The organism is Pseudomonas sp. FeS53a, assembly GCF_000931385.1.
In the GTDB taxonomy this organism is placed as follows: Bacteria; Pseudomonadota; Gammaproteobacteria; order Pseudomonadales; family Pseudomonadaceae; genus Metapseudomonas; species Metapseudomonas otitidis.
On sequence record NZ_JYFT01000023.1, the window covers coordinates 1 to 13,135 of the forward strand.

A 13,135-nucleotide genomic window follows, 5' to 3' on the forward strand; every position below is an offset into this window, starting at 1 on the left:
CTTGCGTACTGCTCTACATTCGCAACCTCTACGGGGATCCCTATCCCGTCGGGCCGCCCAGCCTTCTCCTTCGGCCGCCCCGCGGCTGGCCGAAGGAGAAGGCTGGGCGGCCCGACGGGATAGGGATCCCCGTAGAGGTTGCGAATGTAGAGCAGTACGCAAGCGGGTATCCGGATGCCCTCTACATGACCACGTTTCACCAAGGGCACGCAGCCAGGAGAGGGAACATGAGCAACACAAGCGCCGGGGTGAAGGGCAAGGACGTCCAGATCGCCAAGGAAGTAGCTGTCCCGCAGGACTTCGAAACGCCAGAAACCATTTCCAGGCGGAGCTCGGTCAGGCTCGCCAACATCCGCAAGGCCGGTGAATCCAAGCGCACCGCCAACGACAGCCAGCTGGTCTGGTTCGACAGCGCCCAGCTGGCCAGCAAGCGCCCCGACGACGGCATCTTCGTCCGCGTCATCAACTCGCTCTACACCGGCATCGTCCTCTATATGGACAACCTCGCCGAACTGCTCCCCGCCGTACCGGCGCGCATGCACGTGGTGCTGCGGCTGCGCAACGCCGCCGAGCTCAAGGCCTTCCGCGAGGGCGCGGACTTCGAAGCCTTCAAGAAGGGCGCCGCCGCCCGCAACCGCTCCGTCGCCCTGAATGACGCCGAAGCCCTGGCCGAACTGGGCCAGGACGGCCTGCTCACCTGCTTCACCAGCTACGTGGACGACCGCGACAGCCTGCTCGGCGCCATCGACCAGGGACTGCGCTTCAACTACCTGTGGATCCTCTTCCGCGACCCCACCAACATCCCCCTGGAGCTGGTGATCGCCTCGTTGCAGCCCACCTCCACCGTGCTGATGAAGGAGATCAAGGCGCCCACCGACGTCGACGACGCCATCGTCTCCTACGGCGTGATGGAATACGGCGCCGAAGGGGTGATCTTCTCCCCGCGCGACCACAGCGTGATGAGCGAATTCCTCGCCCGCATGTCCCAGGCGCAGAGCTACGCCAACCTCAACATCCAGGTCGGCACCGTCATCGACAGCCGCCCCGTCGGCATGGGTTACCGCGCCTGCATCGACGCCGCCACCCTGTTCGAGCCCGACGAAGGCATGCTGGTCGGCAGCACCTCCCAGGGCGGCGTGCTCTGCTGCCCCGAGGTCTACTTCCTGCCCTACATGGAACTGCGGCCGTTCCGCGTCAACGCCGGCGCCGTGCACTCCTACGTGTTCAACACCGACAACCGCACCGACTACATGAGCGAGCTGAAGGCCGGCTCGCCGATCATGATCGTCAACTCCAAGGGCCGCGTGCGCCGCGCCGCCGTCGGCCGCATGAAGATCGAGCAGCGCCCGCTGCGCCTGATCGAAGTGGAGTTCCCCGGCAAGGAGCGAGTCAACGTCCTCATGCAGGACGACTGGCACGTGCGCATCTTCTCCGACGCCGCCAAGCCCCTGAACATTTCCGAGCTCAAGCCCGGCGACAAGGTCCTCGGCTACGTCACCGAGCCCGGGCGCCACGTCGGCATCAAGATCAACGAATCGATCATCGAGAAATAGAGGGCGCCATGAGCTACATCAGCAGAGTTCTCCGAGAACGGCGGCTGTTGTTCCCGGCCTCGCGCCGCGGCCTGATCGTCCCCATCGACCACGGCCTGACCCTCGGACCGATTGCCGGCATGACCCAGACCGCCGACTTCGAGAAGTGGATCGGCAGCGACCACATCAGCGCCATCATTGCCCACAAGGGCCTGATCGAGCGGCTCATCCTGCGGGACATGCTGCACCCGGCCACCGGCATCATCCTCCACCTCAACGGCATGGCCAGCATCGCCCCCGAGCCCGACACCAAGATCCCTGTCGCCAGCGTCGACGCCGCGCTGGAGCTGGGGGCGGACGCGGTGTCCCTGCAGGTCAACTTCACCGAGGACAACTTCCAGCACAACGTCGCCCAGCTCGGCGCCATGACCGACGCCGCCCACGCCGCCGGCCTGCCCATCCTCACCATGCTCTACGACAAGGTGCGCGGGCTCACCGCCCAGGAGCGCCAGCGGCGCCTCAGCCACCTGGTGCGGGTGGTCGCCGAACTCGGCTCCGACGCCGTCAAGCTGGCCCTGCCGGAAACCAGCGTCGAGTGCACCGAACTGGTGGAGACCCACTGCCGCGACATCCGCATCTTCTTCGCCGGCGGCGAGCGCACCGAGGACGAACGGCTGCTGGCCATGACCCGCGCCATGCTCGCCAGTGGCGCCGCCGGGCTCTGCGTCGGCCGCAACGTCTTCCAGCACCCCCGCCCCCTCGACCTGCTGCGCCGCCTGGCGGACTGCATCCGGGGCGAAACGGAATACCTCAGCCGCGCCGTGTGAATGGAACTCAACCGACGGCCGCCCTGCGGCCGTCCAGGAGAAGGTCAATGGAACACCTCGACATGCGCGCCGACGGCCGCAACGACTACGTGCTGTCCCCCCTCTGGACGGACCTCTTCCCCGAGGGCCTGCTCGGCCAGCTCAGGGCCAACCCCTTCCTCGTGGCCTGCCGCAACGGCGCGGTCAGCCTCGACCAGCTGCGCCACTTCCTCATCCAGCACCACTATTACTCCCAGTACTTCACCCGCTACCTGTGCGCCCTCATGGGCAGCCTGGCCGACCAGGGCGAGTTCAAGGCCCTGTCCCACAACCTCACCGAAGAGCTCTCCGGCGGCGACAGCGTCGACATCTCCCACGCCGAGCTGTACCGCCGCTCCATGGACCTGATGGCCGCTGTCCCGCGCAGCCGCCCGCTGCTGGACGGCACCCGCCAGCTCATCGACGCGATGTTCCGCCACTGCCGCAGCAGCGACCCGCTGGACGGCCTGGCCGCACTCTGCCTCGGCGCCGAAGCCATCGTCCCGCTGATCTACGGCCCGGTGCTCGACGCCCTGCGCAGCCACAACGCCCCGGCCGAGGCCGAGCACTTCTTCGTCCTGCACATCGAAGAAGACGAGCAGCACGCCATCGTCATGCGCGACATCATCGACCGCATGCTCGGCGAGCGGCCCTACCTGCGCAGCCGGGTCATCGCCATCGGCGAAGAAATGGTCCACCTGCGCATGAACATGCTCGCCGAGCTGGTCGGGCAGGGCAGCGGCACCGGCCAGGCCCAGGGCACCCTCACCAGCCCCGACGCCCTCCAGGCCCTGCGCGCCGACGCCAGCCTCGGCAGCGCCAACTTCCTCGACCGCTGCCTGGCCCTGAGCACCACCGCCGACCAGCCGTTCCTGTTCCTCGACCGGCCGCTGCACCTCCTGCAGGGCGCCCCGGTCAGCGCCCTCGGCCTCAACGACCTGCAGCGCCACCGCATGGCCCTGGCCGACTGGTACCTGCAACAGGGCGTCAAGCCCGGTGACGTAGTGGCCGTCAGCGTCGAGGACGGGCTCATGCCCATGCTCCACTACCTCGCCCTCACCAGCCTCGGCGCCGCCATCTCCCTGATGAACCCGGCCATGCCCGCCGAGTTCGGCCTCGCCTACATGGCCGAGAACGGCTTCGAGCGCCTGGTCACCGACAGCGCCACCCTGGCCACCAGCGCCTTCGTCCGCCAGTGGCGCAACCAGGCGCCCCAGGCCGTGCTCGACGTCAGCCTGTCGCGCCTCGACCCGGACCCGCAGCTGCCCGCCTGGTGGCCGCTGGAGCCCGAGGACTCGACCCTGGTCATGCTCAGCCACACCTCCGGCACCACCGGCCTGCCCAAGGCCGTGCGCTTCGAGCACCGGCAGTTCTTCATGGGCAAGCGCGCCCGTATCGGCCGCTTCGCCGAAGGCCCCGACGAGCGCCTGCTGACCGCCCTGCCGCAGTCCCACTCGGCGGCCATCAGCCACCTGGAGACGGCCATCCTCCACGGCATCCCCACCTACGTGCTGGGCACCCAGGACGGCCAGGCCCTGCGCGAAGCCATCCGCTACTTCCAGCCCACCACCGTGGTCGCCTTCCCGCGCAGCTACGTGCTGCTGGTGGACGGCGGCATCCACCCCGGCGAATTCCCCGGCGTGCGCCGCTGGTTCGCCATGGGCGACGCCTCCCACCAGAGCCACGTCCGCGCCATCCTCGACGGCGCCCCGCAGTCGCGCTTCATCGACGCCTTCGGCAGCTCCGAACTGGGCATGGCCCTGTTCCGCAGCGAATCCACCCGCGAATCCCTGGCCGACCAGCGCTCCATCGGTCGCCCGGTGGACATCGCCGTGGCCAAGGTCCTCGACCCCCGCAGCGGCGAAGAGGTGAAGCCCGGCGAAGTCGGCCTGCTGGCCGTGCGCTCGCCCACCGTCACCTCCGGCTACTGGAAGCAGCCGCAGAAGACCGTCGAAGCCTGGCGCGGCGGCTACTTCCTCACCGGCGACGTCGCCTACTGCCGCGACGGCGAGTTCTTCCAGATCGACCGCGCCGTGGACGTCATCGAGGCCACCGGCGGTGCCCTCTACACCCTGCAGCTGGAAGAGGCCGCACAGCAGGTGGAAGGCGTCTGCGACGTCACCGTGGTCGGCGTCGACCCCGCACATGCCGAGGGCACCCGTGTGCTCGCCATCGTCCTGCCCGAACGGCAGGCGCTGGACCAGGCCGCCACCCTGGCCGCCCGCGTCCTGCCCGCCCTGCACCAGGCCGCCGCGCGCCGGGGCGTGACCCTGGCGMGCGGCGAGCTGGCCGTGGCCGTGGCCAGCGACCTCGCGTTCCTCCCCGTCGGCGCCACCGGCAAGGTCCTCAAGCGCCGCCTGCGCGGCCTGGCCGAGACCCTGCTGGCCGGCCAGCACGAACAGGCCCTGCTGCACCTGCAGCGCCAGGCCGGGGAATCCGAACGCCCGCTGGCTTCCACCGGAACCGAGCGCTGAGCGCGCCCACGAACAAGGACCGAACCATGACCCAGGCCACCTTCCAACCCGACGCCCTCGCCTCGGTGCGCCAGCGGCTCGCCGCCGCCCAGGCCGACCAGCAGGACGAATACGAATGCATGGGGCGCCGCTTCGTCGTCCAGGACGGCGTATTCCCGCCCACCCACTTCCAGTCCACCGGCATCTTCACCCGCCACCTGCCCTATCCCCGGGGCGGGCGCTTCCTGGAGATCGGCTGCGGGGCCGGCGTCACCGCCGTCACCGCTGCCCTCGAAGGCTGCGCCGTGGTGGTGGCCAGCGACATCAGCGCCGATGCCGTCGCCAACACCCGCGCCAACGCCAACCGGCATGGCGTCGCCGCGCGCATGTCCATCCGCCAGGGGGACCTGTTCGACGTGCTGGAGGAGGGCGAGCGCTTCGACGTCATCTTCTGGAACTCCAACTTCGTCTTCGTCGAAGCCGACCACGTGTTCGACGCCGCCATCATGCTGGCCTTCTGCGACCCGGGGTACGCCGCGCACCGGCGCTTCCTCGACGAAGCCCCGCGCCACCTCGCCCTCGGCGGCATGCTGCTGATGGGCTTCAGCAGCCAGGGCGACGGCCAGGCCCTGGAGGCCCTGCTGCGCGAGCACGGCTACGCCTCGCGGGTGATCGCCTCGGTCAGCGGCCAGGGCGACGGCGCGCCGCGCTACGACATCCTCCAGCTCCTGCCGGGTGCCCACGCACCGGCCGGGGCCTGAGCCCACGGGAGCGATCGCCATGCACGACACCCTCAAGGCCCCGGTGGCCATCGTCGGTGGCGGCCCGGTGGGGATGATGCTCGCCCTGTTCCTGGACCGTCACGGCGTGCCGGTGGTGCTGTTCAACAGCGAGCGCACCACCCGCTGGCACCCCAAGGGCAACACCCACAACGCCCGCACCATGGAGCACTACCGGCGGCTCGGGTTGTCCGACGGCATCCGCCGGCTCGGCCTGCCCGCCGACCACCCCCGGGACGTCGCCTACTTCACCCGCCTCAACGGCTGGGAGCTGGCGCGCCTGGACATGCCCGCCGAGCGCGAGCGCCTGCAGGCGGCCCGCCAGGCGCCGGACACAGACCAGGTGCCCGAGCCCCTGCTGCGGGCCAACCAGATGTACGTCGAGCGCTTCCTGCTGGACCACCTGCGCACCCGCCCCGGCATCCAGCTGCGTTTCGGCTGGCGGGTCGACGACTTCCAGCAGGACGCCGACGGCGTCAGCCTGCATGCCGTCGATAGCGCCGGGCAGGCTGCCGACGAGCACTGGCGCGCCGACTACCTGGTGGGCTGCGACGGCGGCCACAGCTTCGTCCGCCGTCGCTTGGGCATCGGCTACATCGGCCCGGACGGCAGCACCGGCGGCTTCCTCAGCGGGCGCATGTTCTCCAGCCACGTGCGCATCCCCGACCTGCACCGGCGCCTGCTGCCGGACCGCAAGGCCTGGATGTACAACGTCGTCGCCCCGGAAGGGCGCATGCTGCTGATCAGCCTGGACGGCGCCGACGAGTTCCTGCTCATGACCCAGGCCCGCAGCCACGACGAGATGCCCCAGGACGACGCGGTGATCCGCGCCATCCAGCGGGGCATCGGCGAGCCCGTCGAGGTCAGTGTGCTGGCCCATGCCGTCTGGCACGGCGGCCTGGCCCTGGTGGCCGAGCGCTTCGCCGACCGCCGGGTGCTGCTGGCCGGCGACGCCACCCACCTGTTCTCGCCCACCGGCGGCTTCGGCATGAACACCGGCATCGACGGCGCCGCCAACCTCGCCTGGAAGCTCGCCGCCGCCGTGCAGGGCTGGGCCGGCGACGGGCTCCTGGCCACCTACGAGCTGGAGCGCCGCCCGGTCACCCTGCGCAACACCCACGCCGCCCGCCGCCTCACCCAGCGCGTCGGCCAGGTGGACGTGCCCGCCGAGGTCGAGGACCCGGGGCCCGCCGGCCAGCAGGCGCGGGCGCGCCTGGGCGAGGCGCTGCAGCAGTTCCGTGGGCAGTTCGCCTCCCTCGGCGTCGAGCTGGGCGCCCGCTACGACGGCTCGCCGATCCTCTGGCCGGACGACGGCACGCCCCCCGAGGACGACCCGCTGCTCTACCGTCCCAGCACCTTGCCGGGCGGGCGCCTGCCGCACCTGTGGATCGCCGACGGCAGCACCGGCCGGTGCTCGGTGTTCGACCGGCTGGGCGTCGGCTTCACCCTCTTGCGCAACGGCCCGCAGGCCCCCGAGGCCACGCGCCTGGTGGAGGCGGCGCGGGCCCGTGGCATTCCCCTGGAGGTGGTCGACCTGCCGGCCACCGCCTTCACCTTCTACGCAGTGCAGCTGCTGCTGGTCCGGCCCGACCAGCACATCGGCTGGCGCGGCGACGCCCTGCCGGAGGATGCCGGCGCGTTGCTGGACCGCCTCGTCGGGCAGGGCGTGGCGGGCATCCAGGCCCCCGGCCCGGTGCTGGGCTGCGTATTCAGTGCAGTGGGCTGATCGACAACCTGATGGCATCAAGGAGGCGACATGAGTGCATTGGCAAGTGAACGAATCCGGGAACCGGCCCTTGAGGCGAGCGGGCTGGAATCCGAGTACGCGGACGACGCCCAGGAGAACGCGGCGGCCTTCGCCCTGATCGAGGACGACCCCAACCCGCAGGTGGTCAACGGCGAGCCCGAAGGGGCCTCCATCCGCTTCGTGAAGACCGGCGAGACCACCCGTGGCCGCTACCTCATGGCCAAGGTGGAGATCCCCCCGGGCTCCGGCCCGCCGCTGCATGTGCACACCCGCACCGACGAGTGGTTCTACGCCCCCGACGGCGGCGTGGTGATGTTCATGGGCACCCGCACCTACACCGACCTGGACAACCCGCCGGACGTGTCCGGGCGCGACACCATCCGCATGATCCCGATGAAGAAGGGCGCCATGGTGTTCGGCCGGCGCAACCACATCCACGGCTTCGTCAACATCACCGACAAGACCGTGATGATGTGGCTGGTGTGGACCCCCGACACCCCCGAAGTGACCCTCAAGGACTACTTCGAATCCATCGCCCGGCCGATCCTCCCCGGCGTGCGCGGTGCCCGCAACAACCCCATCGTCCAGCTCAAGGCCGTCAGCGAAGCACGCGACTACGGAATGATGTTCAGCACCGACTTCTGGCAGTACGCCGAGACGGTGGAGGAGGGCGAGCCGCCCTTCGGCAAGAACCTGGACGGACTGATCCGGCTCTTCGAGTCCGGCAAACGGGACTGATCCCTCAACACGACATGGAAGAAAAGGTGAACGCATGAAAACTCTGGCGAACAAGACCGCGATCGTCACCGGTGCCAGCTCCGGCATCGGCTATGAAACCGCCAAGCTCTTCGCGGCCCAAGGCGCCAAGGTGGTGGCCGTGGCCCGCCGTGCCGACTGCCTGGACCGCCTGCTGGGCGAGATCCACGCCCTGGGCGGCAAGGCCCTGGCCCTGGTGGGCGACGTCAAGGAGGAAGCCTGCGCCCGCGAGGCCGTGGCCCTGGCCGTGGGCCAGTTCGGCGGCCTGGACATCGCCTTCAACAACGCCGGCAGCATGGGCGCCCTGGGCAGTGTGACCGACATCAGCCTGGAGGGCTGGCACGACACCCTCGACACCAACCTCACCAGCGCCTTCCTCAGCGCCCGCCACCAGATCCCCGAACTGCTCAAGCGTCCCGGCAGCTCGCTGATCTTCACCTCCTCCTTCGTCGGCCACAGCGTCGGCTTCCCCGGCATGGCCGCCTACGCCGCCAGCAAGGCCGGCCTGGTGGGCCTGACCCGCACCCTGGCCGCCGAATACGGCGCCCAGGGGCTGCGGGTCAACGTGCTGCTGCCCGGCGGCACCGACACCGAGATGGGCCGCGCCGCCGCCTCCACGGCGGAGCAGAAGGCCTTCGTCGAGAGCATCCACGCCCTCAAGCGCATGGCCCGCCCGGAGGAGATCGCCCAATCGGCGCTGTACCTTGCCTCCGATGCCTCCAGCTTCGTCACCGGCACCACGCTGTTCGTGGAAGGCGGCGTGACCATCACCCGCACCTGAGGCCTCGGCCGACCCGGGCGCCGCCATCGCGGCGCCCGTCCCCACCGCGAATGGAATCCGCATCGACATGAAGACGCACAACGACATGCCCGGCGTTGCGGGCGAGGGCGAAGCGACGGCCGGTTTCGGCGCCTCCGGGCGGCGGGACTTCCTTACCCGCCTACTGGCCCTGGGGGCCGGTGCCGCCGGCATGGGGCTGCTGCCCGCTGCCGCCCTGGCCGCCGCTGACCCAGGCCGCCCCAGCCACCGCCGGGACTACGACTACATCATCGTCGGCGCCGGGTCCGCCGGTTGCCTGCTGGCCGACCGGCTCTCCGCCACCGGCGCCTCGGTGCTGCTGCTGGAGGCAGGCAGCCACCGCATCGACCAACCCAAGGTGCGCGAAGTTGCGCTTTGGCTGCAGAACCTCGGCAGCGACACCGACTGGGCCCGCACCAGCACCCCGCAGCCGCAGCTGGACCAGCGCGCCCAGAGCCTGGCGGCCGGGCGCGTCGTCGGCGGTTCCGGCAGCATCAACGCGATGATCTGGTTGCGCGGCGACCCCCGCGACCTGCAGCGCTGGCAGCAGCTGGTCGGTGCCCCCTGGACGGTGGAGGCGCTGCACCGGGCCTACCTGGACATGGCGCAGCCCGTGGGCAGCCCCGCCGGCCAGGGCGCACCGCGCATCCGCCTCGGGCGCTTCGCCGGGGAGCACCCGCTGACCGCCGCCTACCTGGCGGCCAGCAGCACCACCGGGCTCGGCGTGCAGACCCTCAACGACGGGCTGCCGCTGGAAGGCGCCGGCATCACCGAGGTCAACGCCACCGCCGACGGCTACCGGGTGGGGCCGGCCCAGGCCTTCCTGGTGCCGGCGCTGGCCCGGCCCAACCTCAGCGTGCTGAGCGAGGCGCTGATCACCAACCTGATCCTCCGGGGCTCGCACTGCGAGGGCGTGCGGGTGCTGGTGGACAACCGCCTGGTGTCGATCCGCGCGCGCCGCGAAACGATCCTCTGCGCCGGCACCTGCGAGTCGCCCAAGCTGCTCATGCTCTCCGGCATCGGCCCGCAGCAGGCCCTACGCGAGCAGGGCATCCCGGTGCGGCTGCACCTGCCGGCCGTGGGGCAGAACCTGCAGGACCACCTGCTGCTCAGCCTGCAGTACCGTTCGCGCCTGGCCATTCCCCCGCAGGTCTCCAACGGCGTGGCGACCATGAGCTACTACCACCACGGCAGTGGCCAGCAGGCGCCGGACATCCAGGTGGCCGGCATGCAGTACCCCTTCGGCCCGGTGCCCTTGCCCAGCGGCAGCTCCTACACCGTCATCCCCTTCCTGGCCAAGCCGCGTAGCCGGGGGCGGGTGCGCCTGGCCGGGACCGACCCGCGCCAGTCCCTGCTGATCGACCCCAACTACCTGGGCGAGGCCATCGACCGCGACATCATGCTCGCCGCACTGGACCGTGGCCTGGCCCTCGGCGCCGGGGTCACCGACTACTTCGGAGGGCTCTACCCCAGCGACCCGCTGGACACCCCGGCACAGAAGCTCGCCTTCATCGCCCGCAACGGCGGGCCCGGCCTGCACTACACCGGCACCTGCAGCGCTGGGCGCGACCCGCGCAGTAGCGTGGTGGACGGGCGCTTCCGGGTCTGGGGCCTGTCCGGCCTGCGGGTGGTGGACGCTTCGGTGATCCCCGAAATGCCGGCGGTGAACATCCACGCCTCGGTGCTCACCGTGGCGCAACTGGCGGCGCGGGTGCTGGTGGCCGAGCAGCGCCTTGGCCAGCGCCTCGCTGAAACCGCCTGAACCCTCACCCCATCCAGCGGAGCGCCGCTCCCTGAACTGAACCCAGGAGATCCACCATGCAGCATTCCCTGCTTTCCAAGAACGCCCTGGTCACCGGGGCCTCCCGTGGCATCGGCAAGGCCACCGCCCTGGCCCTGGGGGCCGCCGGCGCCCATGTGCTGGTGCACTGCAACCGGGGCGTGGAGGAGGCCCGCGCCGTGGCCGCCGAGATCCGCGACCGGGGCGGCCGCGCCGACGTGCTGGTGGCGGACCTGGCCAGCGTCGACGGGCCGCGCATCCTCGCCGCCGAGGTGGGCGAGCGGGTGCGCCGGCTCGACGTGCTGGTGGCCTGCGCCGGCATTGCCCAGACGGCCCGCCTGGAGGACACCCGCGTGGAGGACTTCGACCGGCTGTTCGCGGTCAACGTGCGGGCGCCGTTCTTCCTCGTGCAGCAACTGCTGCCGCTGATGGGGGAGGGCAGCAGCGTGGTGATGGTGTCGTCCCTCGGGGCGCGCTCGGCGGTGGGCGAGATCCCCGCCTACGCCGCCACCAAGGGCGCCCTGGACACGCTGGTGCTGCACTTCGCCCAGGCCCTCGGCGGGCGCGGCATCCGTGTCAACGGGCTGGCCCCGGGCGTGGTGGACACCGAGATGTCCAGCTTCGTGCGCAGCGACGAGGGGCGGGACTTCGTGCTCGGCATCCAGGCCCTGAAGCGCGTGGCACAGCCCGAGGACATTGCCGATGTCGCGCTGTTCCTGGCCTCCGACGCCTCGCGCTGGATCACCGGCGACATCCTCAGCGTCGACGGTGGCACCAAGCTCTGACCGCCAGCCACCTCCGGGGGTAGACCCATGAACATGAAGACCGAAGTGCCTGCCGCCGGCCTTGCCGGCGAGGGTGGCCCGTCGAGGAACCTCGAACTCGACCGGCTGCGCGCCATCGCCGTGCTGCTGACCTTCTACGTCCACCTGTACCAGGTGTTCTACCCCTGGACCTTCACCATGCATTACCCCAGGCCCGAGTCGGTGGCGGACCTGTTCGGCAATGCCTGGGGCGGGGTCGACCTGTTCTTCGTCATCTCCGGCTACATCATCTCGCGCACCCTGCTGGAGCAACTGGACGGGCTGCGCAGCGGCGTGCAGCGGGCGGCCTGCATCAAGGCGTTCTACGTGCGCCGGGTGTTCCGCATCCTGCCGGTGGCCTGGGTGGTGGTGGCGCTGGTGATGGCCTGCAGCCTGTTCCTCAACCAGGGCCAGTACTTCGCCCCGCCGGTGTACAACGCCCAGGCGGCGCTGGGCATCTTCACCTACACGTTCAACTTCTGGCTGCCGGACAACAAGATCGCCGGCGGGGTGCCGCTGGCGCCGTACTGGAGCCTGTCGGTGGAGGAGCAGTTCTACCTGTTCTACCCGCTGTTCCTGATCCTGCTGAAGAGCAACCGCGCGCGGGTGCTGGCGCTGCTGGGCACACTGCTGCTGGTGAGCCTGGTGCTGCGGCCCTTCAGCCTGTCCGACCCGATGAAGGTGTTCTTCTTCACCCAGACCCGTTGCGACGGGCTGATCTACGGCTGCCTGCTGTACCTGGCCAGCACCCAGCCCTGGTTCGCCGCCCTGCGCGTGCGGGCCGGCCGCCATCGCTACGCCGGCGCGCTGCTGGCCACGGTGCTGGCGCTGGTGCTGGCCAGCGTCACCGCCATCGGCTTCGGCAACGTGCTGGCGGTGCCGGTGGTCTGCGCACTGTCCCTGGCGCTGGTGTTCATGGCGGCGTGCGAGGGCGGCCTGCTGGTGTTCCCGCAGCCGCTGCAGGTGCTGCTGGACTACCTGGGCAAGCGCTCCTACACCCTGTACCTGGTGCACATCCCGATGTTCTTCCTGACCCTGGAACTGATGCACCGCTACACCCGCAGCGAAGGCATCGCCATTACCGACGCGCTCTGGCCGCAGTACACGGCGTTGATGCTGGTGCTGGTGTTCGGCGCCACCGAGCTGATCCACCGCACCGTGGAGCGACCGATGATCGCCCTGGGCAAGCGCATCGCCGAACGCAGCCGCACCGCCGAAGCCGCCACGCCCCAGGCCCTGGCACCCACCCCGACGCCCTGAGCCCCGCGCGTTTGTGTAGGAGCGAGCGCTGCTCGTGACGGCTGTTCAGGCTGCCTCCGTAGCCCGGACTTCAGTCCGGGTTCTGTGCCCGAACTCCCCGGGCTGAAGCCCGGGCTACGAACGGTGGCCATTGGTGGGCTGAAGCCCACCCTTGTATCTCGACTACTGCCCCACCCCAGGGGCATAGTCCCCGACTGATCATCGGGGGAGGGATAGGAAGCCGTGCCCACCCTTAGGCCGCGAGCCTGCAACGTAGATAGTGCTCCGCCCCTCCACACTCACTCGAACAGCCCGAACGGTATCCAGAGCCTTGAGCTCGCATTCACAAGGTTGGGCCGGGTGCAGTGATGATCGCGTCTGAACGGATCGAGAGGAGAATCC

10 protein-coding genes are annotated in these 13,135 nt (G+C 70.2%); all 10 read left to right on the top strand.

Features of this window, described 5'->3' with window-relative positions; translation table 11 throughout:
• The first annotated feature begins 227 nt into the window (after window positions 1-227).
• A complete protein-coding gene (locus SZ55_RS07760) occupies window positions 228-1,553 on the top strand; it encodes a 3-dehydroquinate synthase II (RefSeq protein ID WP_082078168.1) in 1,326 nt (441 codons plus the stop codon).
• 8 nt (window positions 1,554-1,561) lie between these two features.
• Entirely contained in the window at window positions 1,562-2,359 is a 798-nt protein-coding gene (locus tag SZ55_RS07765) for a class I fructose-bisphosphate aldolase (RefSeq protein WP_044403758.1), read from the top strand.
• Window positions 2,360-2,406: 47 nt separating this feature from the next.
• Window positions 2,407-4,851 carry an AMP-binding protein gene (locus SZ55_RS27070; RefSeq protein WP_052807552.1) on the top strand — a complete coding sequence of 815 codons (2,445 nt, stop codon included), beginning with the start codon at window positions 2,407-2,409 and terminating at the stop codon, window positions 4,849-4,851.
• A 26-nt stretch (window positions 4,852-4,877) separates the two neighbouring features.
• A complete protein-coding gene (locus SZ55_RS07775) occupies window positions 4,878-5,591 on the top strand; it encodes a methyltransferase (RefSeq protein ID WP_052807553.1) in 714 nt (237 codons plus the stop codon).
• Window positions 5,592-5,610: 19 nt separating this feature from the next.
• Window positions 5,611-7,335 carry an FAD-dependent monooxygenase gene (locus SZ55_RS07780; RefSeq protein WP_044403760.1) on the top strand — a complete coding sequence of 575 codons (1,725 nt, stop codon included), beginning with the start codon at window positions 5,611-5,613 and terminating at the stop codon, window positions 7,333-7,335.
• Window positions 7,336-7,365: 30 nt separating this feature from the next.
• Complete coding sequence (locus SZ55_RS07785) at window positions 7,366-8,094, top strand: cupin domain-containing protein (RefSeq protein ID WP_044403762.1); 729 nt, start codon at window positions 7,366-7,368, stop codon at window positions 8,092-8,094.
• A 34-nt stretch (window positions 8,095-8,128) separates the two neighbouring features.
• Window positions 8,129-8,893 carry an SDR family oxidoreductase gene (locus tag SZ55_RS07790; protein WP_044403764.1) on the top strand — a complete coding sequence of 255 codons (765 nt, stop codon included), beginning with the start codon at window positions 8,129-8,131 and terminating at the stop codon, window positions 8,891-8,893.
• Between the two features lie 67 nt (window positions 8,894-8,960).
• Window positions 8,961-10,673 (top strand): GMC family oxidoreductase, encoded by a 1,713-nt coding sequence (locus SZ55_RS07795; protein WP_044403766.1) that lies wholly within the window; start codon window positions 8,961-8,963, stop codon window positions 10,671-10,673.
• A 56-nt stretch (window positions 10,674-10,729) separates the two neighbouring features.
• Window positions 10,730-11,476: an SDR family NAD(P)-dependent oxidoreductase gene (locus tag SZ55_RS07800; protein ID WP_044403768.1), complete on the top strand. Its 747-nt coding sequence runs from the start codon at window positions 10,730-10,732 to the stop codon at window positions 11,474-11,476.
• Between the two features lie 27 nt (window positions 11,477-11,503).
• Window positions 11,504-12,754 (top strand): acyltransferase family protein, encoded by a 1,251-nt coding sequence (locus SZ55_RS07805; protein ID WP_044403771.1) that lies wholly within the window; start codon window positions 11,504-11,506, stop codon window positions 12,752-12,754.
• The last annotated feature ends 381 nt before the right edge of the window (window positions 12,755-13,135 follow it).

What these genes read in the sequence shown, in the direction of transcription:
- SZ55_RS07760 (WP_082078168.1), top strand. Translation starts at nt 228, where the DNA reads ATGAGCAACACAAGCGCCGGGGTGAAGGGCAAGGACGTCCAGATCGCC.
- SZ55_RS07780 (WP_044403760.1), top strand. Translation starts at nt 5,611, where the DNA reads ATGCACGACACCCTCAAGGCCCCGGTGGCCATCGTCGGTGGCGGCCCG.
- SZ55_RS07785 (WP_044403762.1), top strand. Translation starts at nt 7,366, where the DNA reads ATGAGTGCATTGGCAAGTGAACGAATCCGGGAACCGGCCCTTGAGGCG.
- SZ55_RS07790 (WP_044403764.1), top strand. Translation starts at nt 8,129, where the DNA reads ATGAAAACTCTGGCGAACAAGACCGCGATCGTCACCGGTGCCAGCTCC.
- SZ55_RS07800 (WP_044403768.1), top strand. Translation starts at nt 10,730, where the DNA reads ATGCAGCATTCCCTGCTTTCCAAGAACGCCCTGGTCACCGGGGCCTCC.
- SZ55_RS07775 (WP_052807553.1), top strand. Translation starts at nt 4,878, where the DNA reads ATGACCCAGGCCACCTTCCAACCCGACGCCCTCGCCTCGGTGCGCCAG.
- SZ55_RS07805 (WP_044403771.1), top strand. Translation starts at nt 11,504, where the DNA reads ATGAACATGAAGACCGAAGTGCCTGCCGCCGGCCTTGCCGGCGAGGGT.
- SZ55_RS07795 (WP_044403766.1), top strand. Translation starts at nt 8,961, where the DNA reads ATGAAGACGCACAACGACATGCCCGGCGTTGCGGGCGAGGGCGAAGCG.
- SZ55_RS07765 (WP_044403758.1), top strand. Translation starts at nt 1,562, where the DNA reads ATGAGCTACATCAGCAGAGTTCTCCGAGAACGGCGGCTGTTGTTCCCG.